Origin of the sequence: Streptomyces sp. NBC_01481, assembly GCF_026339995.1 — a bacterium.
Lineage (GTDB): Bacteria > Actinomycetota > Actinomycetes > Streptomycetales > Streptomycetaceae > Streptomyces.
In genome coordinates this window covers 889,787-909,375 of record NZ_JAPEPT010000004.1, presented here as the reverse complement: position 1 = coordinate 909,375, position 19,589 = coordinate 889,787, and the positions used below count along the sequence as shown (strand labels likewise).

At 67.7% G+C, this 19,589-nt stretch carries 21 protein-coding genes and 5 pseudogenes; 16 read left to right on the top strand and 10 right to left on the bottom strand.

The annotated features are described in order from the left end of the window. Window positions 1–20: 20 nt before the first annotated feature. The 4 genes from eccB to OOK40_RS25935 all read left to right on the top strand — a co-directional run bounded on the left by eccB (window position 21) and on the right by OOK40_RS25935 (window position 3,797). Window positions 21–1,610, top strand: a complete 1,590-nt coding sequence (eccB, locus tag OOK40_RS25950; protein ID WP_266486432.1) for a type VII secretion protein EccB — start codon at window positions 21–23, stop codon at window positions 1,608–1,610. Between the two features lie 504 nt (window positions 1,611–2,114). Continuing rightward, on the top strand, window positions 2,115–2,450 hold the full coding sequence (locus OOK40_RS25945) for a hypothetical protein (RefSeq protein ID WP_215089266.1): 336 nt from the start codon (window positions 2,115–2,117) through the stop codon (window positions 2,448–2,450). An 85-nt stretch (window positions 2,451–2,535) separates the two neighbouring features. Beyond that, window positions 2,536–2,808 (top strand): hypothetical protein, encoded by a 273-nt coding sequence (locus OOK40_RS25940; protein ID WP_266486424.1) that lies wholly within the window; start codon window positions 2,536–2,538, stop codon window positions 2,806–2,808. Between the two features lie 200 nt (window positions 2,809–3,008). Beyond that, the gene (locus OOK40_RS25935; RefSeq protein ID WP_266486422.1) at window positions 3,009–3,797 is read left to right on the top strand and encodes a helix-turn-helix transcriptional regulator; all 789 of its coding nucleotides are present in this window, start codon (window positions 3,009–3,011) and stop codon (window positions 3,795–3,797) included. 256 nt (window positions 3,798–4,053) lie between these two features. Here the strand turns inward: OOK40_RS25935 and OOK40_RS25930 are convergent, their stop codons facing one another. Continuing rightward, on the bottom strand, window positions 4,054–4,959 hold the full coding sequence (locus tag OOK40_RS25930) for a bifunctional 2-polyprenyl-6-hydroxyphenol methylase/3-demethylubiquinol 3-O-methyltransferase UbiG (protein WP_266486419.1): 906 nt from the start codon (window positions 4,957–4,959) through the stop codon (window positions 4,054–4,056). A gap of 85 nt (window positions 4,960–5,044) precedes the next feature. Between OOK40_RS25930 and OOK40_RS25925 the strand changes: the two genes are divergently transcribed. Together OOK40_RS25925 and OOK40_RS25920 are read left to right on the top strand one after the other, a co-directional pair. Further along, window positions 5,045–5,581, top strand: a complete 537-nt coding sequence (locus OOK40_RS25925; RefSeq protein WP_266486610.1) for a helix-turn-helix domain-containing protein — start codon at window positions 5,045–5,047, stop codon at window positions 5,579–5,581. 93 nt (window positions 5,582–5,674) lie between these two features. After that, window positions 5,675–5,950: a hypothetical protein gene (locus tag OOK40_RS25920; protein ID WP_266486416.1), complete on the top strand. Its 276-nt coding sequence runs from the start codon at window positions 5,675–5,677 to the stop codon at window positions 5,948–5,950. 43 nt (window positions 5,951–5,993) lie between these two features. Here OOK40_RS25920 and OOK40_RS25915 read toward each other — a convergent pair whose 3' ends face one another. After that, window positions 5,994–6,434, bottom strand: a complete 441-nt coding sequence (locus OOK40_RS25915; protein WP_266486415.1) for a hypothetical protein — start codon at window positions 6,432–6,434, stop codon at window positions 5,994–5,996. A gap of 26 nt (window positions 6,435–6,460) precedes the next feature. Between OOK40_RS25915 and OOK40_RS35485 the strand changes: the two are divergent. Continuing rightward, window positions 6,461–6,622, top strand: a pseudogene (locus tag OOK40_RS35485) (transposase); the annotation flags it as partial. 188 nt (window positions 6,623–6,810) lie between these two features. On the opposite strand, the gene OOK40_RS25905 reads toward OOK40_RS35485, so the two are convergent. After that, complete coding sequence (locus OOK40_RS25905) at window positions 6,811–6,954, bottom strand: hypothetical protein (RefSeq protein WP_266486409.1); 144 nt, start codon at window positions 6,952–6,954, stop codon at window positions 6,811–6,813. Between OOK40_RS25905 and OOK40_RS35480 the strand changes: the two are divergent. Further along, window positions 6,902–7,126: pseudogene (locus tag OOK40_RS35480) on the top strand (transposase); the annotation flags it as partial. The gene OOK40_RS25905 and the pseudogene OOK40_RS35480 sit on opposite strands and share 53 nt — an antisense overlap. Before the next feature lie 332 nt (window positions 7,127–7,458). On the opposite strand, the gene OOK40_RS25895 reads toward OOK40_RS35480, so the two are convergent. Both OOK40_RS25895 and OOK40_RS25890 read right to left on the bottom strand, forming a co-directional pair. Then, window positions 7,459–8,055 carry an NADPH-dependent F420 reductase gene (locus tag OOK40_RS25895; protein ID WP_266486405.1) on the bottom strand — a complete coding sequence of 199 codons (597 nt, stop codon included), beginning with the start codon at window positions 8,053–8,055 and terminating at the stop codon, window positions 7,459–7,461. A gap of 41 nt (window positions 8,056–8,096) precedes the next feature. Beyond that, entirely contained in the window at window positions 8,097–8,915 is an 819-nt protein-coding gene (locus OOK40_RS25890; protein ID WP_266486403.1) for a 3'(2'),5'-bisphosphate nucleotidase CysQ, read from the bottom strand. 137 nt (window positions 8,916–9,052) lie between these two features. Between OOK40_RS25890 and OOK40_RS25885 the strand changes: the two genes are divergently transcribed. After that, entirely contained in the window at window positions 9,053–9,958 is a 906-nt protein-coding gene (locus tag OOK40_RS25885; RefSeq protein WP_266486400.1) for a LysR family transcriptional regulator, read from the top strand. A 793-nt stretch (window positions 9,959–10,751) separates the two neighbouring features. Here the strand turns inward: OOK40_RS25885 and OOK40_RS25880 are convergent. After that, window positions 10,752–11,351: a DinB family protein gene (locus OOK40_RS25880; RefSeq protein WP_266486398.1), complete on the bottom strand. Its 600-nt coding sequence runs from the start codon at window positions 11,349–11,351 to the stop codon at window positions 10,752–10,754. Window positions 11,352–11,660: 309 nt separating this feature from the next. On the opposite strand from OOK40_RS25880, the gene OOK40_RS25875 reads away from it, so the two are divergent. After that, a complete protein-coding gene (locus OOK40_RS25875) occupies window positions 11,661–12,122 on the top strand; it encodes a transposase family protein (RefSeq protein ID WP_266486395.1) in 462 nt (153 codons plus the stop codon). Between the two features lie 15 nt (window positions 12,123–12,137). Then, entirely contained in the window at window positions 12,138–13,250 is a 1,113-nt protein-coding gene (locus OOK40_RS25870) for a transposase (RefSeq protein ID WP_266486392.1), read from the top strand. Between the two features lie 56 nt (window positions 13,251–13,306). Here OOK40_RS25870 and OOK40_RS25865 read toward each other — a convergent pair whose 3' ends face one another. After that, the gene (locus OOK40_RS25865; RefSeq protein WP_266486390.1) at window positions 13,307–13,831 is read right to left on the bottom strand and encodes a hypothetical protein; all 525 of its coding nucleotides are present in this window, start codon (window positions 13,829–13,831) and stop codon (window positions 13,307–13,309) included. 551 nt (window positions 13,832–14,382) lie between these two features. On the opposite strand from OOK40_RS25865, the pseudogene OOK40_RS25860 reads away from it, so the two are divergent. Continuing rightward, window positions 14,383–14,643, top strand: a pseudogene (locus OOK40_RS25860) (transposase); the annotation flags it as partial. Between the two features lie 144 nt (window positions 14,644–14,787). On the opposite strand, the gene OOK40_RS25855 reads toward OOK40_RS25860, so the two are convergent. Then, window positions 14,788–15,429, bottom strand: coding sequence for a TetR/AcrR family transcriptional regulator (locus OOK40_RS25855; RefSeq protein WP_266486388.1), 642 nt, complete (start codon window positions 15,427–15,429; stop codon window positions 14,788–14,790). 84 nt (window positions 15,430–15,513) lie between these two features. Between OOK40_RS25855 and OOK40_RS25850 the strand changes: the two genes are divergently transcribed. Both OOK40_RS25850 and OOK40_RS35360 read left to right on the top strand, forming a co-directional pair. Next, the gene (locus OOK40_RS25850; RefSeq protein WP_266486385.1) at window positions 15,514–16,251 is read left to right on the top strand and encodes an SDR family NAD(P)-dependent oxidoreductase; all 738 of its coding nucleotides are present in this window, start codon (window positions 15,514–15,516) and stop codon (window positions 16,249–16,251) included. Between the two features lie 65 nt (window positions 16,252–16,316). Next, window positions 16,317–16,521, top strand: a pseudogene (locus OOK40_RS35360) (DUF664 domain-containing protein); the annotation flags it as partial. A 14-nt stretch (window positions 16,522–16,535) separates the two neighbouring features. On the opposite strand, the pseudogene OOK40_RS25840 reads toward OOK40_RS35360, so the two are convergent. After that, window positions 16,536–17,412 (bottom strand): annotated as a pseudogene (locus OOK40_RS25840) (IS5 family transposase). Between the two features lie 192 nt (window positions 17,413–17,604). Here OOK40_RS25840 and OOK40_RS25835 point away from each other — a divergent pair. Beyond that, on the top strand, window positions 17,605–18,228 hold the full coding sequence (locus OOK40_RS25835) for a transposase (protein WP_266486383.1): 624 nt from the start codon (window positions 17,605–17,607) through the stop codon (window positions 18,226–18,228). Window positions 18,229–18,277: 49 nt separating this feature from the next. Here OOK40_RS25835 and OOK40_RS25830 read toward each other — a convergent pair whose 3' ends face one another. Beyond that, on the bottom strand, window positions 18,278–18,706 hold the full coding sequence (locus OOK40_RS25830; RefSeq protein WP_266486381.1) for a DUF6086 family protein: 429 nt from the start codon (window positions 18,704–18,706) through the stop codon (window positions 18,278–18,280). Window positions 18,707–18,951: 245 nt separating this feature from the next. On the opposite strand from OOK40_RS25830, the gene OOK40_RS25825 reads away from it, so the two are divergent. Then, window positions 18,952–19,491, top strand: coding sequence for a hypothetical protein (locus tag OOK40_RS25825; RefSeq protein ID WP_266486379.1), 540 nt, complete (start codon window positions 18,952–18,954; stop codon window positions 19,489–19,491). Window positions 19,492–19,589 lie beyond the last annotated feature (98 nt).

Below are 19,589 nucleotides of genomic sequence, written 5' to 3'. Positions count from 1 at the left end.
GAAGGAGTTGAGGAGAGGCCGTGCAGTCCAAACGCGACCAGGTACACGCCCACACGTTCATGATGGGCAGGCTCAGCTCGAGCCTGCTGATGGCCGACCCGGACGCCCCGGAGAGCCCGCTCGGGCGCACCACCCGGGGCGTGGTCTTCGGCGTACTGGTCACCGTCCTGATCGGCGCGGGCGCCACCGTCTACGGCCTGCTGCGCCCCGGCGGGAACGACGGCTGGCGCGACGGCAAGCACCTGGTGGTCAACCGTGACACCGGCGCCCGATATCTGTGGACCGGCACCGACGGCGTACTGCACCCCGTGCGCAACTACGCCTCGGCGAAGCTGATCGGCGGCTCCGACCTGGCGACCGCGGACGTCCGTACGCCCTCGCTGCAGGGCGTCCCGGTGGGCGCCCCGGTCGGTATCCCCGGCGCCCCGGACGTCGTGCCCCGGGCCGGCCAACTCGACGACGGCGCCTGGCACATGTGCGTCACTGGTCCTGACGGGGCGCTGCCCAACACCTCCGGCGTCGTGACGACCAGCGGGGTGGACAAGCCGGGCGCCACCACCGTGGCGGCCGGGATGCCCCTGGACTCCCGCGGCATCGGCCGCGACCGCGGTGTGCTGGTACGCGGCCCGGACGACACCGAGTACCTGGTGTGGCGGGGCAGTAGGCTGCCGCTGGACCGTGCCTCCGACGCCCGCAACGCCCTCGGTTACGGCTCCCAGCAGCCGATGCGGGTCTCGGCGGCCTTTCTCGACGCGCTGGCACCCGGCCCCGCCCTGAAGCCGCCCGCGGTGGCGGGGCGCGGCGAGGAGGGCCCCGAACTCGGTGGTGAGGCCAGCCGGATCGGCCAGCTGTTCAAGGTCAGCGTGCCCGGCGGCGGCAGTACCTACCACCTGCTGCGCAAGGACGGCCTGGTGCCGCTGACCCGGCTCGGCGCCGCCCTGGTGCTGGGCGACCCGGCCACCCAGAAGGACGCCTACCAGGGGCAGTCGCCCGAGGTGCGCACGGTCGGCGCGGACGCGCTGCGCGAGCACCGGGCGAAGGATGCGGGCTCCGCCGGATCCGCGGAGCTGCCGGAAGCGCCGCCGCTCCCGCAGTCCGCGGAGCGCGGCACCGCGCTCTGCGCGCAGGTGGACGGCGACAACGGCGGCGTGCGGATCAGGTCGGTGCTGGTCCCGCTGACCCAGCTCGCCCCGGTCGCGGTGTCGGAGGGCACGGCCCAGCCGCTGAAGCCGGCCTGTGTCCCGACGGACGCCACGGTGGTACGGCCGGGGCACGGCGCTCTGGTCCGGGCCCTGCACGCGAGCGGTGCCGCGCACGCCGGAACCACCTATCTGGTGGCGGAGAACGGTGTGAAGTACCGCGTCTCCGCGAAGGAATCGCTGGCAGCACTCGGGTACGAGGCCGCGGACATCGGCTCGGTCCCGGCACCGCTGCTGGCGGCCTTCCCCACCGGCGCGGACCTCGACGCGACCGCCGCTGCCGGCGCCACCGAACCCAAGGTGACGGCTCCGGAGTGCGGCGCCGCCGATCGGTCGGAGGAGTCCGGGAAGACCGAAGAAGCGGACAAGGCGGACGAGGTGGACGCAGCGGGCGCCGCTTCACGGAGCTGACACCACGCACCGATTCCGGCAAGGGAACACATACGGCGCCGAGGGAAAAGAAAAGAAAAGGACGCGCGGAGGGAAACATCAGGCCGAACTCGGCGCAGATGGCGCGAAGTCGCCGAGTCGGAGGAGTTGTCGCGGTGCCGCATACGAAGGCGAAACCTCAGGGGAAGCTCAAGTAATTCGGCCCGGCGGTACCCGGGGAACTCCGCGGGTACGCGCGCATTGCCCGGTGCGGTCCTTCCCGATGACCGTTCAGTCTCTTTGTGTGCCCGTTTCTCGCCCGTCCGGGGGTCGACCTGCGGACGGTCACGTCCTGCGTGCCCGTCGTTCGGGCGTACCTGTTCATCCTGCTGCAACGTTCGCACAACTCCGTTGCCACACAGGCGAATTCTTCCGAACCGGCCGTTGCTCACATCTTCCCTGAACGCGTTGCGCGGAACCCTGGTTTCTCTTTAGCCTCAGCGGGCAACGGTGCGACGAGACGCGCCTGAACGAAGGGAGCGTGACATGGCGGACAGTGCCGCGAGGAAAGCGGATTATGCCAAGGGCTTGGGGGGCGTCTCCTCTCTGGAGTCGGCCCGGAACCAGGTCGAGAAGATCCAGGACAACGTTGCCCAGATAGCCGCGCGTTCGGGCGTCGGTGGCGACGAGGGCCAGGCCCTGCTGAAGCTCTTCCGTAGCTGGAACACCGAGGCACAGAAGGTCGTCGTCCAGATCAGCACGATGATCGACGCGCTTCAGGAGAACGTGACCTCCGCCAACCGCCTGGCGAAGGAGAACCAGGACCTGACCGAGGTCCTCAACAGCAAGACCAGCCAGGGCGTCTTCGAAGCACTGCGCTGAACCACCCGCGGTACCGGCCCTCTTCGACAGGGCCGGACTTCGTGAGCTTCCCGGGCCCGGCGCCCGGCCTTCGAGAGGAGACGTCATGGCCGACGGCATCATCGACGTGCAATACCCCAAGGTTCAGCAGGCCATCGAGGAGTTGATGGAACAGACCCAGGGGATCATCACGACCCTCAACAACCTGGAGGACGAGCTGAAGCCGCTCGTCACCACCTGGGAGGGTGCGGACCAGGAGTCGGCCACCGCCGCACGAAGGGCGAGCAGACAGATCCTGGATCGGTCCGGGCCCGGAGGCCGAGGTTCCGTGCGACGATTCGAGGACGTTCGAATCCGTGGACGCAGGGGGCGGAGATGATTCAACTCACCCTGGATGTCGCTGGCTTGGCGCGATGCAGGTTCGTCGTCTCACCTCTGCAGCAAGTCACGGGAACTCTGATGCCATGGGGGCTCAGCCCACGGGACGACGTCGGTCCCTGGCTGGCCCGGGCTCGCCGGTCGTTGCGCCGGGCGGGGTTGCCCCTGTTGTCCGCGTTGGCACTTGAGGGGGCTGGCTACTTGCCGGACTTCCTCAGCCCGTATCCGTCCACTCCCGCCCCGGCCATCGAGGAGGAGCTGGAGCTTGTCGCCGGCACCGCGCCGGAGCGGGTCATAAGCGAGCTGGACTTCATCCGCAGCGGCCGTCCACGCGCTGGTCTGCAGGGGCTCGAGCCGTCGCAGACCCTGCGTCGGGCGATGGCCCGCGGCGGGCGTCACGTCGCGCGGCAAGCCGCCACCGAGCTGCGACACTACTGGCAGCTGGCCTTCGCGCCTCACTGGGAAGCAGCGAAGTCCCTCCTTGACGCGGAAGTGGACCGACGCGCGGGCATCGTCGCCCGGTACGGGGCCGGTGACCTGTTCAATTCCATGCATCCCGGTATCACCTGGGACAACGGCACGCTCCGTATCGAAAGCCGCTTCACAGGAATCCTGCACGTGCCACTCGTGGTGCTGGCCCCCTCACTGGTCGCGCGGTTTCCCGCGGTGGCCATCGACCCGCTGGAACCCCCCGGCCAATGGCCGCCACTGGTCGTCTATCCCCTGACGGCTCCGTCGTCTCGTGCGCACACCGCATCCGCCGAACTCGCCCGCCTCGTCGGCCCGACACGAGCCGACCTGCTCACGGCCCTGGCCCGTCCTGCCAGCACGTCCGAGCTGGCCGCCCGCCACTTCCTCAGCCCCGCAACCGTCTCGTACCACCTCGGCGTTCTACGCCGGTCCGGTCTCGTCAGCCCCATCCGTGACGGGCGCTACGTGCTGTACCGGCGTACCGAGCAGGGCACCCACCTCGCCACCGACCGCCAGTAGGCGGGCAAGCCGCCATCGGTCGCCTGGACCACGACACCACAACCGAAGATGGGCGCCGGAACACCATCGACATCTCCGCGCGACGTGGCGTCGTTCCCCTAACTCGAACAGGCGTATCATTCTCGTGTGGCGGAAACGTAACAGGCTGAAGCAGTCGGCGAAGGCCCCGACGTGGTCGCACTTCCGCGCCCAAGCCGAACACCTCGGGTGGGTGGACGAGCTCGGCGAGACCGGGGTGTGGCTGGCCAGCGTCGCCTCAGGGAAGATCACAGACTTCGCCGGTGAGGCGGACGCCGCGGATCGCACCGGGGCTGCGGGCGATCCAGGTGGTGCGGGTGGTGCGCACGGTCAAGTCGTCACGGCGCGCGATGCTGTGCGGCTGCGTTTCGTCCAGCAGGGCATCCAAGGCGTCAAGGTCGTCCGCGTCCAGGGCGTCGGTGGCGTGCGAACGCAGCTTGGCCAGACACGTCTGGGCGTAGTCGTTCAGGGCCGGTCCCGCCTGTGCGCGGTCGAGACGGATGTCAAAGGGGCGCCGCTCTTCGAGGGTGAATCCGGCGTCCGTCAGCTCGCCGGTCCATTCGTGGGGCGGCTGGGTGTTCGTGGCGGCGTGCATGCGGGCCTCCAGGCCGGGCCGGCCGATACCAATGTCCTCGGGCAGGAAACGGGGGAAGAAGTCCATCTCAGTGACCGTGAGGAGCCCGCCCGGCCGCACATGCTCGAACGCCTGGGCCAGCGTGCGGGCGGGGTCAGCCACGTGGTGCAGGAACGCGGCGGCCCAGATCAGGTCGTACGGCCCGCCCTCACCGATCTCGGCCCAGGGCTCGTCGAGGTTCGCCTCCAGCGTGCTGATCCGGTCGGTAACGCCATGTGCGGCTGCCTGCTTGTGCAGGCGGTGCAGCATCTGCGGAGAGATGTCCACCGCCGTCACCTGTGCCGAGCCGAACCGGTGGGCGAGGGCGAGGCTGCCGGTGCCGGGGCCGCTGCCAAGATCCAGGATCCGGGCCGGGGCGGGGTGCGTGAGATCGGCGAGCCAGCCGGTCAGCTCTGCGAGATAGGGCGCCAGGACTTCGGCGTCCAGTTCCAGCAGCTGCGCCATCGGGATGTCGGAGCCGCTCGCCCGCTCGTGTCCGATATGGCCGCGAGTGTTGTGGTGTGTGTTCATGCGTCGAACGGTAAAGCGATCATTGTCGCCTCGTCATAGACTCTTGCCGGTGGAGCAAGAATCGACATTGGACACCGCCGTCAGGATGCGGATCCGGTCCCTGCGCAAGGCGCGCGGCTGGTCACTGGACAATTTGGCAGAACGTGCGGGCATCAGCCCGTCGCAACTCAGCCGCATCGAGACCGGGCATCGCCGCATCAGCCTCGACCAGCTCACCTCTATCTCCGGGGCGCTGGGAAAGTCTCTCGACGAGCTCGTCGCGTCCCCCGATGACTCCGACGTCGTCATCCGGCCCGACCGCGACGAGACCCGCGGCCTGACCACCTGGCTCCTCACCAAGGACAACGGCCCCCAGGGGCTGACCGTCGCCAAGATGCGCATCACCGACCAGGCGGGCAGCGTCACCCCCGACGACTTGGGTGTCCATCCCGGCAGAGACTGGTTCACCGTGCTGTCCGGCACCGTCGTGCTGTATCTCGGCGAACGCGTCATCCGCATCGAGGCCGGTCAGGCTGCCTCGTTCTCCACCATGACTCCCCACGCCATCCGCAGCGACCGCGGCCCCGCCGAGATCCTGTGCATCCTCGACCACAACGGCGAACGCAGCCATCTCCACACCTGAGCCGACCGGAACAGCCATCGCCTCGCGTTGCCGTCACCGCCCTGGCGCGCGGCATCGACGCTCTCGGACAGAGCGTCTTTACACCCGCACACCGTGCATTCAGCGCCCGAAGGCGAGCAGTCATCGAGGCCCATCCCCGACCTGCAGGAGCGCGAAGCACTGAAGGGCATCAGCCTCACCGCTTCCATAGCCCAGGCCCTATCTCATCGCGGGACCCCAGCCCTCACCGCCCCAGCGGCCGCAGAGCTGGGCACCCTCGCACTGAACGGCGCCTACGAGCGGTGGAGCGATGCCGACAACACCGATGAGTACAGCGACCTCGCCCGGCAGATCCTCAGCGAAGTGCAGGCTGCCATCTCGGCCGTGTAGGGGTGCTGCTACGAGTCGGCGGCTCGGTGGAAGCAGATCCCCATCACCGCTCGCGCAGCGACTCAGTGGCTCGAGTCCGGGTGCGGTTGGGTCGGCAGCGCCTGGACCGGGGAGCTGGGCTGGGACAGGGCGTGGAGCAGCTGTCGTTGTGCGCGGTCAGTTGGTTGACAGCGCGGACGAGGTGCTCGACGTCGGTCCGCAGCTGGGTCAGTTCGGTGGAGTCCTTGGCGCGGAGTTCCTTCAGTTTGACGATCTGCTGGCGCATGCGGATCTCGGAATGCGGTGTCTGTCCTCGCGCCCTGACCTGCGCGTAGAAGTCGTTCCTGAGGTCGAGGTGGCGCTGGGTGAGCGCGTTGCGCGGGACGCCGGCTCCCTGGGCCAGGGCGACGATCGTCAGCGCGCCGTTGGAGTGCTGTGCGGTTCCCTGCAGGATGCGGTCCACGGCCGCGCGGATACGGTCGCGTTCGTCGGGTGCGGGGCACATTAGAGGACCGTCCCTTCTTCCACGCGATGCGCCCGCGCTGGGGTGCCGCCAAGGCCAAAACGGACTCGGGCGACAGCATGAAACTCGCCGACTACCTCCGCACCGACGGCCACTTCCTGCCCCGCCTGGAGCCCACCGACCAGGCCACCCTCAACCTGCAGGCGCTCACCCGGCAGCGCGCCGACCACATCGAGGCCAAAGTCGCCGCCGTCAACCAGCTCGCCGCATTGCTGGACGCCCACTGGCCCGGCGGCAAGGCCGTCTTCTACGAACTCGACAGCGACATCGCCCTGGCCTTCCTGGAGCGTTACCCCACCCCGGCCGCCGCCTCCAAGCTCACCGCCGGACGTCTGGAAGCCTGGTGCAAACGCCACGGCTACTCGGGCAAGAAGCCCGGCAGCTTCCTCGCCGAGCGTCTGCGGTCGGCGCCCTCGGCCGCGTACACGTCCAACTCGTCCAGGGCATCCGTGCCACCGTCCGCGCGCTGGACAAGGCCATCACCGAGGCCGTCAAGGCCCACCCCTACGCGCCTCTGTTCGCGACGATGCCGCGAATCGGCAAGGTCAACCTCCGCCCAGATCATCGGCGAACTCGGCCCCATCCTCGAACGCTCCCAGACCTGCGAGCAGTTCATCGCCGAAGCCGGCGTCGTCCCGGTCACGAAAGCCTCCGGCAAGTCCCGTACCGTCGCCTTCCGTTACGCGACCAACCGCCGCGCACGCCTGGCCGTCACCACGTTCGCCGACAACAGCAGACACGGCAGCGACTGGGCCGCGACGATCTACACCGACGCCCGTGCCCGCAAGAAGCGACACCCCCACGCCATCCGCATCCTGGCCCGCGCCTGGCTCCGCGTGATCTGGGCCTGCTGGCGTGACGGAGCCTGCTACGACCCCGCCACCCACCAAGCCAACGGGAAGATCAACACGAGCGCTGACACGCCCGTGGCAGCTGCCGGCCCTGGCTGCGCTGTCGTATCCGTTGTGGATGTTGGGCCCGCCGGGGGCGGTGCACTGTGTGCGGATCAGCGGGCGATCGAGATCGCGAAGGGTGCGAATCCGCTGGACCGAATCACGTGCGGTACGAACAGGATCGCGGCCTCCGTGGCGCGGGCGGTCTGGATCCCGCCGAGATCAGTGATCCACTCCTTGCGCCAGCCGAGGTTGATGAGCAGTTCACGGACGGTCTGCTTGGCCTGCGGGTCCTCGCCGGAGAGGAAGGCATCGGGCGCCTGGGTGAGCGTGGCCGGCGCGGTCATCACCGGGAAGAGCATGGTGTTGAGTGTCTTGACGACGCGCGTTTCGGGGAGCGCTTCCTGGAGTTGCTCGGCGAGGCTTGAGCCGGGGTAGATCAGGTCGGCGGGCAGTCCGTCCGGTCCGTCGACGGTGGCGTTGGAGACGTCGACGAGGATCTTGTCGCGCAGTTCCTCGCGCAGGGCGACGAGCCGGTCCAGCGAGCCGGCGCCCGGGGTGGCGTTGATGACGATCTGGGCTGTCCGGGCAGCGTCGGCGGCGGCGCCCGGCGCGCGGTCCGCCACGGTCACCTCATGCCCTGCCCGGATGAGGGCTGTGGCCAGGTTGCCGCCGACGCGGCCGTTTCCGAGAACTGCGATCGTGGTCATGATGATCTGGTCCTTCCGTGCGTGCAGGTTGTGGTGCGCGGTCAGCGTGAGAGCGTGGCGACGGCCTCGGCGTGGACGCCGGGCGCGGCGGCCAGAAAGCTCTCGCTCTGCGGGGTCCAGGGGCGGCCCTCGGCGTCGGAGATCTGTCCGCCGGCCTCGGTGACGAGCAGCGCCCCGGGCAGCAGGTCTGCGCGGGCGCCGGCGAACTGCCAGAAGGCGTCGATCCGGCCGGCGGCCACGTTCAGCAGGTGCAGGGTCGCGGGCACGGCGGTGCGGACGACGAGCGCGTCGAAAAGCATCGCGGTGATCGAGGAGCCGACGCGCCTCACGACTTTCTCGTCCTCGTCCGGCCGGGCCTGGCTGGTGGCCACGATGCTCAGGCCGAGGTCCGCGGTCTGGGAGACGTGCAGCGGCCGGCCGTCGAGGTGGGCGCCCGCGCCGGTGAGCGCGGTGTAGGTCTCGCCGGTCAACGGCAGGTGGACCGCGGTGAGCACCGGCTGGTTCTCACGCACGAGGGTGGCGGTCACCGCCCACTCCGGCAGGGCGTGCAGGTGGTTGACGTTGCCTTCGGCCGGATCCACGACCCACCATTCGCCGGGCGGCAGCGCCCCGCCGTCCAGTTCGTCCTCCACCCAGCCGGCGTCCGGGCGCAGGCGCGTGAGGCGGGGGCGCAGGATGTCGAGGGCCGTGTCGTCGTTGGCGGCGAGCGCGCGCATCAGCTCTTCGCGGGTCTGGTAGCGGACCACCTCGCCGAAGCGTTCGCGCAGCGCCGAACCGGCCGCGCGCACGGCGATCGCGGTCTGGTCGAGCAGGTCGGCGTCGGAGGCGGCGACGTCAGTGGTCTGAAGCGTTTCGGACATGGTGGTACTCCCGTGTGAGGAGGGGTGATGAGGCCGGTCGGGCGAAGCTGTGCGTTCCGTCTTGCGCTCTCGTCTCGAAGGTATAGAGCCCCTTCATTAACTTCAAATGCATGTCAAGCACGGATAGGATTACTCACATGCAATTGGATTTGAACCTGCTCACCGCGCTCGACGCGCTGCTGGAGGAGGGAAGCGTGGCCGGGGCGGCCGCGCGCCTGCACGTCACCGCCCCCGCGATGAGCCGGAGTCTGGGCCGAATCCGGCGCACGACCGGAGATCAGATCCTGGTGCGCACCGGCCGCACGATGACCCCGACGCCGTATGCGATCGCCGTCCGGGAACAGGTGCACGAGCTGCTGCACCAGGTCCAGGGGGTGCTGGCACCGAGCCGTGAACTCGATCTGGCAACGTTGGAGCGCACTTTCACACTCCGCTGGCACGATTCCCTGGTCGCCTTGAGCGGCCCCGCACTGCTCGCGGCCGTGCGCGGACAGGCGCCGGGCGTGCGATTGCGCTTCGTCGCGGAATCGAGCATCGACACCCCCGAGTTGCGGCGCGGCGAGGTCGACCTGGAGGCGAACGCCAACCGCCCGAGCGCACCGGACATCCGTGCCGAGAACGTGGGCGAGACCCGCCTCGTCATCGTCGTGAGGCACGGGCACCCCCTCACCCGCGTCAGGACCGTCACCGCAAAGCGGTACGCCGCCGCTGAGCACGTGACCGTCTCGCGACGTGGAAACCTCAGCAATGCCCTCGACGACGCCCTCGCGCGGCTCGGCCTCACCCGCCGCGTGGTGGCGACCGCGCCCACGGAAGCGGCCGCGCTGGAGTTCGCGCGCGGCTCCGATCTCCTGATCAGCGTCCCCGAAACCACCACGCGGTCCGCGGTCGCCGACCTCGGCCTGGTCGTGCTCCCCCTCCCGCTCGAACTGCCGTCGGCACCGATATACCTGTCGTGGCATCAGCGCTACGACACCGACCACGCCCACGCCTGGCTGCGCGGGCTGGCGCGAACCGCGCTAGCCATGTGCGGAGCGTCGTAGTCGGCGCCGTCCGGCCGCTTCACCCATACGTCCACGCGACCACCACGGCGAGATGAACTGGTCCGCCGTTGTAGCGACTCTTGTGGCGAGCCTCGCCAGTGTTGTTCCTATTGTCGTCCACGAAGGGTCCCAAGAACCTTCCCCGCGGCCAGCCCTCACACCAACGAGCCCCCGGAGCCCAGTACCGAAGAGCCGACCTCCAGTCCCACTCCTGAGCCAACCACTAGTGTTCCCATGGCCATTCCAGGAGGACGGTTAACGCTTCAGGTGGCCGTGACGCAGCTGAGAAAAGTACGAGACCACCCGCAGCTGGCTGCAAACAGTGGCACCGCTCCTGGCAGCCCTGCTCACCTTTCAACTCGGCAAGCTATCCGCCCAGAAGAAGGCTGCCGAAGGGCAGCAGAAACAAACATCCGCCTGACCATCGACAACGACCTCCATGGCAACGACCACGTCCTGCTACGGCTCTGCGAGCCTGCCCCCCGGTCTCCGTGCCGTTCACCGAGCTCCTCCTGGCCTGGATCGACAACGGCGCCGACATGGGGTGCCGGTAAGGACAGTGTCATCAGCCGCAAACTGCGGGGCTCTTGCCCGTCGTGTGACTCGTCCGGGTGACCGCAAGGACCGTTCCGGCAGCATGTACATCATCCGACCGGCACCGAGTCCTATCGCCTCGCCCACACCAAAGCCCAAGCCGAACGGACCGAAGCCAGGTGAAGGCGCCACACGGGATGGGGCCGCCCGGCAACCAGCCCACCCCAAAGCTGGAGTGGCCGGCCGCAGCAGGGCGGGATCAGTCGTTACCCGCTTCTCGCGCCACGCGCTCCAGCCTGCGCCGGTGGGTCTCCCACCATGCCCCATCACCCGGTGGCACGTTGTCGTTGCCCTTCAACATTCCGACCGTCCCGTCGATGAGTTCTCGCACGATATCGGCGTGGCCAGCATGCCGATTGGTATCGGCGATCACGCGCACCAGGACGTGGTGCAGTGTCGTCTCTCGTCGGTCCTCCGGCCACCAGGGGACGTGACCGATCGCGTCAAGCGACAGCATCGCGAATGTGTTGTTCGAATTTTCCCACGCCTGGTGGTACAGCCCGACGATCTCTTCGCGTGACTCGTCCGCAGTGGCCCACATGTCAGCGTTGGGTTCGGCGTCGCTCGTATACCACCAGGGCGGTGGCTCCTCGTCGAAGAACGGCCGCCCGAACGTGTCGCCGAAGTACCCCAGTTCCACGCCAGCGATGTGCTTGACCAGCCCCAACAGGTTGGTGCCGGTGGGCGTCAGAGGACGGCGGACGTCGTATTCCGAGAGCCCATCCAGCTTCCACAACAGGGCCTCACGAGCGTCTTGCAGATAGCGAAGAAGGTCCGCCTTCGGGTTTGGTTCGATCATGCCGGGCAGTCTTCCACCCAGCACTGACAGCCGAGCCTCGGGCAGCGGGGCAGTGCTGCAGGCGCTTTGCCTCGCAACGCTCAAGGCTCCTTGCCAGCCTCGGCTCTATCCGGGCGGGAGTGACATCAAGAGTCGGCTCTGGCACAGATCTTGGGGAGCGGTCGCAGAGCATCACCACGGCTTTCGATTGCAAGGGCTCAGACCCGTGAGACCGCGTACGCCATCCAGACCTTGTAACAGGACATGACGCTCCGTCAGCTCTGTGCTGGGCCTCGCCAGTGACCGCGGCGAGCGGTGACGGTGCTGGTCATGCAGACCTATGCATCGTTCTGGGACTCGCTCGTGTTCAACGGAATCGACGACGTGGACGTCGAAGCGGTGACTGTCACCTTCGGCACGGTCGATGTCACAGCCAGAGGCCAGGCGTCCAGTGCGGCCTGTCCGGACTGCGGCTGCTCCTGGAATCGAGTGCATGACTCCTACCAGCGCAGACTGAAGGATCTACCGCTCGCTGAACAGAGTGTCGTGATACACCTGACAGTCCGGCGCTTCATCTGCAGCACGGACAACTGCCCTCGCCACACGTTCGCCGAGCCGTTCGCGCAGTTGACTGCCCCGTATGCGCGCTTCACTACGCGGCTCGGCCACGTCCTGGAGCGTGTCAGGCTCGCACTCGCCGGACGAGCAGGCGCTCGGCTGACCGCCCAACTGGGCTTCCGGGTGGGACGTATGACCCTGCTGCGCAGGGTCATGGCGCTGCCCGACCCGTAGCCCAGCACGCCGCGCGTGCTGGGTGTGGACGACTTCGCCACCCGCCGTGGGCAGACCTACTCCACTGTCCTGACCTGCGGAGAGACCCATCGCGTGGTGGACGTGCTCCCGACGCGCGACTCGGGACCGTTGGCCGCGTGGCTGGCCACTCACCCGAGCGTGGAGATCATCTGCCGGGACCGGGCGGGCGCCTATGCCGAGGGCGCACGGCTCGGCGCTCCCACCGCAATCCAGGTCGCCGACCGGTTCCACCTGTGGCAGGGCATCGGCCGAGCGGTGGAGACCTGCGTCGCCGCCCACCGCGAATGCCTGAATGGGCCAACACCATCAACACGAGAGGACGCTGGAGCGTCAACCAGCGACTCGATGCGCGGCGGACCGGACCTTGATGGCCGGCGGGACAAGCGCAAGAAGGCCGCGCACGCCCTGATCCACGAACTGCTCGCTCAGGGGCACTCGCGCCGGGCGATCGCCCGGCATCTGGGCTGGGGACTCAACACCGTGCTGCGATACGCACATGCGGCCGCCTGGCAGGACACCCTCCGGGAGAACCGTCCCCGGCCCAGTCGTCTGAATCCCTACAAGCCCTATCTGGAGCGGCGGTTCGCCGCGGGATGCACGAACGTCACTCGCCTGCATGGCGAACTGATCGCCGAGAATGCCCCCGTCACCTACCAGATGGTCCGCGCCTACATCGCCACTCTGCGTGCCGCGCCGCCGCAGGCGCCGCCTCCTCCGCCGACGGTGCGGCGGGTCACCGGCTGGCTCACCCGGCACCCCGCGACCCTGAGCGAGGACGAGCGCGCCGCGCTCAAGGACGTCCTGGCACGCCGTCCCGAACTCGATGCAGCCGCCGGACACGTCCGGGGCTTCGGCGAAATCCTCACCCACCGACTCGGCTCGACGCTTCCCGAATGGATCGACGCCGTCGATACCAGCCAACTGCCCGGCCTCACCAACTTCGCACTCCACCTGCTTCGAGACCTCGACGCGGTGACCGCCGGCCTCACTCTGCACTGGAGCTCCGGTGGCACAGAAGGCGCCGTGAACCGCATCAAGAAGATCAAAAGACAGCTCTACGGACGCGCCGGATTCGAACTCCTCCGCAAGATGATCCTGCTTCAGTGACCCTCCGCGACCACGCCCCGAGGTGTTGTGCCAGAACCGCTTTCTGATGTCACTCGTCAGATGCCCGGCCCGACGGTGGGGTGCGAGACCAAGGCACGGGCCGCTATCCGCAGCTGCGCTTCCCACGCCGCCTCGTCGAACCCCAGCGTGTACTCGATGCAGCACGCGCATGGCGGAAGTAGCGCCACGAATGCTTGCTCTTCAACGGTCTCGACCTCTATTTCCAACCACTCGTCCGAGGCCAACTCGGCGAGAGTTGCCTCCCCGGCGGTGAATCTCGTGGCCAGCCAGCGCAGCGCGTACCGTTGGGCCAGGCGGTAATCGGGCAACGCGATCCCCAATTCTGCGAGAGCCTGCTCGAATGTGTCGCGGATGTCCCGGGGGTCCGCATGGCGCGGCAGACCGGCGAGCTCGCAAAGGGTGGGAGTGTCCACCCCCACTGCGAGTGCCTGGGCAGCGGTCATCGGCAGGTCTTCCGGACACACCTGATCCGCCTGATAGAGCCACGCTGCCTCTTCTAGGGGCAGACGAACGCCGTGTTCAGGGCTGTCAGGTTCGGGCATGTCTTCTATCGCTGCCATGGTTCATACGATGCCAGCACTGCTCGCGAGAGTGATATGGACCCCGGCAGATTGCCCTGTGACCCTGTGGGATGGCCCGGAACTCGTGCCGTTTGCCCCGGTAACCCTCCGCAGCAGCTCCCCAAGATCTGTGCCAGAGCCCAGTTTCGACAGCAGTCGTTCACCGCTGCTGGAGACAGTTCAGCTGCGCCGTGTTCGATGTTCACGAGAAGCGGTTCTGACTCACTTTCCGTGAAGCGTGCACCGTGAGCGACGGTAGGAGGCCGCTTCTGCTGTCAGATAGTTGCCTCAAACCATCTGTGGCGATCCGGGATGGGCTGACAGTTCGGGTCCGTGGCAGAGATGGCGCTCCGGCTGGAGGAGCTGCTGCTCCCGTCGATCGCGGATATCGCGGTGCTGTCGGTCGATCTGAACGATGAGGCGATACTGATAGAGGCCCGGTGCACGATGGCCGGGGCCGACTGCGTTGGGAAAAGGGTCTGGTCGGGGCGGGTTCACAGCTCCTATGTGCGGTATCCCGCTGACGTGCCCAGTGCGGGGAAGCGCCGCGGGTGGTCGGAGTCGACGAGTACGCCACGCGCAAAGGCCGCTTCTACGGGACCGTGCTGGTCGACGTCGAGACCCGGCGACCAGTGGACATGCTTCCTGACCGGGAGGCATCCAGCCTGGCCGCGTGGCTGGCTGAACGCCCCGGCATTGACGTCGTCTGCCGCGATCGCGCGCCGTTCGTCGCGGAGGGAGCCACCGTCGGGGCACCCCAGGCGATTCAAGTCGCAGACACGTGGCACTTGTGGCACAACCTGAGCGAGGCTGCCGAGCGATACGTCGCCCAGCACCGCGGCTGCCTTGGGGTTTTGGCGCGTGAGCCAGCCGAGTCCGCGGTTGCGGCTCCACTGCCCGAGCAGATGACCGGCTAGGCCCTGTCCGGCGGATCATGTGGCCGTGATGGCACCAGGTTAGTTTTTGCGGGCCGGACTGCGCCCGGTTGCGAGGCGTTTCTGCCCCTCGGGCATGGGGAGGACTGCCAGTGCGGTATCTGCAATGTTCCGCAGCGTCTCCGGGGCCAGGCCGGCCTTGCCTACCGCCTCGATACCGCGGACCACCGTCAGCAGCAGTGCCGCCAACCGCTCCGGATCCGCAGCGCTATCGATGTCGCCGTGGCGCTGGGCTGCGCTGATCTCCGTCCGCAGCAGGGTCAGCAGTGCCGTCATGGTCTCGGCCGACCGTCCGGCGACCGTCGGATCGTGCTGGGCCAGTTCCGCCGCGCCCTTGGCCAACAGGCACCCGCGGCGCTCGGTGTCGGAGGCGGTGTTCTCCGCCATTAGGTGCACGTATCCCGACAGCCGGACCAAGGCCTCTGCGTCCGGACCACCTGCCAGCCGCCCTTCGGCCACCTCAACGACTGCGGTGCACCAGTCACCAAACACACGGTGGAAGAGCTTGCCCTTGTCGCCGAATGCGCCGTACAGGCTGCCCTTGCCCAGGCCGGTCGCCTGGGCGATGTCGTCCATCCGGGTTCCTGCATAGCCGGTCGCCCAGAACTGTTCCCGGGCCCGCTCCAGGACTTGGCGTTCGTCGAATGCGCGTGGTCTCGGCATGGTCTCAGCCTATCCATTCTTGACTCGATCGTCCATTACTGCCTACGTTATGGACGATCCATTCCACAACTGAAGGGGTTCGACATGCCAGGCGTGCTGCAGGAGAAGGTGGCCGTGATCACCGGAGGGACCAGCGGGATCGGGCTGGCCATCGCCCACCGCTTCGTGCGGGAGGGCGCACGGGTCTTCGTGACCGGCCGGGACATCGACCGCCTCGAAGCGGCGGTCAAGGAGATTGGTCCTGCGGCCACCGGCGTACGATCCGACGTCTCGGTCCTGGCCGACCTGGACGCGCTCTACGCGCGAGTCCGCGAGGAGGCCGGACGCATCGACGTGCTGGTGGCCAACGCGGGAATCGTCGCGGACGCCGCGCTCGGCGCCCACACCGAGGCGAACGTCGACCTGACACTCGCCGTCAACGTCAAGGGCCCACTATTCACCGTCCAGAAGGCGCTTCCGCTGCTGGCGGAGAACGCCTCCATCCTGGTCATCGGCTCAAGCAACAGCGTGCGCCCCAATGAGCACCTCGAGGTCTACAGCGCCTCGAAGGCAGCGTTGAGCAACCTCGTGCACAACTGGGCCCGGCAATCGCGAGAGCGTCGATTCCGGGTCAACGTCCTCAGCCCGGGACCCACGCGGACCCCTGCCCTGCTGCGCGCCGCGGGGCCGAACGTCGACCGGTTCGCCGAGGCCGTCGTGCCACTGGGGCGGCTGGCCGACGCCGAGGAAATCGCCGAGGCCGCCCTCTTCCTGGCTTCGGACGCCTCGTCGTTCGTCACCGGCGCCGAACTCTTCGCCGACGGCGGCTACACCCGGGCCTGAACGACGGCCGGTGGTGCGCATCCGGTTCCCTCGAAGCGATGGGGCGCACTCCCGGCCGCGCGCGTGCGTCGTACGAGGCCCAGTGCGCCCGAAGCAACGAGATCGTGGCCGCGGCCTCTTGGGATGACGTCGGCCGCCACCCCGACTGCCGCTCCGGCAAACGCCGGCCTCCGCTGGATGCTCATCCATCTCGTCGAGGAGACCGGACGGCACGCGGGGCACGCGGACATCGTGAGGGAGCTGCTTGACGGGGCGAAGGGGTACTACTAGCTCTCTCCGGTGGGTCACGACCGGAGCCAAAGTCGGATCGAGGCAACGGTGACGGTGCCGTAGAAGACGTAGGCGCGTTTGTCGAACCTCGTCGCCACAGCCCGGAAGCTCTTGAGGGCATTGATCGTCCGCTCCACCTCGTTCCTGCGTTTGTAGATCGTCCTGTCGAAGCCAGCGGGCCGACCGCCCTTGCTGCCTTTGCGCTGTCGGTTGGCCCGCTGGTTCTTCGGTTCGGGGATCGTATGCTTGATCTGGCGTCGCCGCAGGTAGCGGCGGTTGCGGCGGGATGAGTAAGCCTTGTCTCCGCCGAGGTGGCCAGGCCGAGTCCGCGGTCGCCCGCCATCCCGGCGGGCGACACGGACACGCTCCATGATCGGGATGAGCTGCGGAGCGTCGCCCCACTGCCCCGGGGTGATCAGCAAGGCGAGTGGGCGGCGTCTGCCCTCACCGGCAAGGTGGATCTTGCAGGTCAGGCCGCCCCGTGAGCGTCCCAGGCCCTCATCGGGGCGGTGCTGCAGGGGCGTGTGTCTTTTCCCGGAAGCCGCGGGGGTTTCTTACGTGCTCCCGCAGCGTGTTGGTGGGCCCGGCAGGAGGTGGAGTCCACGCTCACCATGGACCAGCCGATGCGGCCTTCCGCGTCAGCATCGGCGAGGACAGCCGCGAAGAGCTTGTCCCATGTGCCATCCGCTGACCAGCGCCGATGCCGCTCGTACACGGTCTTCCACCGACCGAAACGCGCAGGCAGATCCCGCCACGGTACCCCGGTGCGCTGCCGGAACAGAATCCCGTTGATCACCCGGTGGCTCTCCCAACGGCCCCCGCGCTGACCGGACTTCGGTAGATGGGCTTCAGCCGGGCCCATTCTTCATTTGTGAGATCTCCGCGCCCCATGAGCATGCCAACGAACCAAGGCTGCGGCAGTCACAAGATCCGCCGGACACGGCCTAGCCATGGCCAACAGGGCACCGGTTCGCCGACCGCATTCGGGACAGGCACGCAGTCGTCCACACGCTGCTGGAGGCCGGCCACAGCCGACGCTCCATCGGCCGCCAGCTCCACATGACCCATCGCACCGTCAAGCGCTTGGCCGACGCCGCTGCTCCCGAAGACCTCTTCCAGGGGCAGTGGCAAAACCGCCCCACGGTCCTCGACGAGTACAAGCCCTCCCTGGACGACCGCTGGAACCAGGGCTGCACCAATGCCTGGGCATTGTGGGAAGAGATCGTGCCGTTCGGCTACAAGGGCAGCTACCAGCGAGTTCGCGCCTACCTGCGGGAGAAACGCCTCTCACCTGAACGGGTTTCCGCCCGGCCGCCGACCCCGCGGACGGTCTCGGGGTGGATTTTGCGGCACCCCGATAGCCTCGCAGCGAGCAAACAACTCCGGCTCCAGGCTGTGCTGGCCCAGTGCCCGGAACTGGACGCCCTCACCGGGCACGTCCGGTCCTTCGCCCGGATGCTCACCGAACGCGAGGGCGAACGTCTACCGGAATGGCTCGACGCCGTTCGGCAAGACGATCTGCCACCCCTCCACACCCTGGCCGCAGGCATCGACCGCGACCGTGATGCTGTCACGGCCGGCCTCACCCTGCCCTGGAACTCCGGCGTCGTCGAAGAACACGTCAACCGGATCAAGATGCTCAAGCGCCAGATGTTCGGCCGAGCCGGCTTCGATCTCCTCCGCAAGCGTGTCCTGCTCTACTCATAGGCCATCGCCTTCTGATGGCTTCCGAGCCTGCGCGGGTGTTGGCAGACCCTCACGCCGCCATGAAGCGGCCCAGCTCGCGTGCCTTCTGCTGAAGGGCGGCTACCCAGGCCCCCTCAGAGGAATCCTGGGCCGTCGGGATCTGAACATCCTTGAGGCCCCCGACCTCGGTGAAGCCTGCTTGCTGCCCTTTCACCTCGATGCCTGCTCGCTCCGCCAGGACCAGCACCGTGGCGACGAACCCCTCGGACAGGGCAGCCATGACGGCGTGACTCGTTCTCCGGTGCCACGCGAGCAGGGCGTCGACGAAACCTTTGAACATGAGGGGGTCGATCTGGCACTCGTCAGCCTGCATGGGGCCGATGCCCGACGGCAGACCCAGTTCGGCTTGGTAGACGCTCACCTGGCTCATGAACAGCCGGGAGGCCCCGTTGGACGGGTTCCACAGGGTCTGGTCACCCATGTCGTAGTACTGGCTCAATGCAGCCCTTCCCTGCTGGTTATACCGGCCAGCGTCGCGAGCACATGACATTACGGTCAGTCAGCTCTCCACGGAAAGTGAGCCAGAACCCGAAACTGGGGTTCTGACTCAACTTCTGTGGTCCGGATTCGGAACTTTCCGGGCCGCTTCCGGGTGGTAAACGGTGAGGATCTGCGTGAACCGGCCGCTGGTTGTTCGTACGTCCAGCTCTTCTCGCAACGTCGTTACTGGGTCAGGATCCCTGCATGGACGCATCGGTATGGGTAGGGGCGGTGTTCGGCCTTGTAGGTACTGGGGTCGGAGGGGCACTTTCGATCTGGTCCACAATCATGGCTCAGCGGCAGCAGGCAGCTCAGGCGCGTCAGGAGCAACGGGAGGCGGGTGCGTCCACGGCGATTGAGGAGGTGCTGACTGAGCTATTCGAAGTTCAACGCGACGCTCGTCGAGCTGGCCCTGACGATGAGGCGCGTAGACATCTGCTTCATGAGCGCGTGCTGAACGTGCAAGTCTTGATGCAGCGCGTTCCCGACGCTGACCTTCGTACCCGGGTGCGGGAAGACACGTTCTTCATGCCTCTCTTGCCTTCTGGCGACTCAAGAACCTGGGAAGAGCGGCGGGTCGACAGGATGTGCCTCTGCGCTGACGCCATCGCCTGCCTGGGCGCCTATCTTCGCGGTGAACCAATGCCTCCGCGTACGGACAGGGTCGAGGCGATGCGCGCCCTGTGGCCGTTCGCTGAGGTCGGTTCGGACAGGGAAACGTTCATCTATGAGGCGGAGCACTAGTGACTTGAGTGGCTTAAAACAGAATGGGCCGGAGACCAAGCTGCCGTACGCCTCGTATAGCTGGGCTATGCCACCGCCGTTCAGGAGCTTGTTGCCGA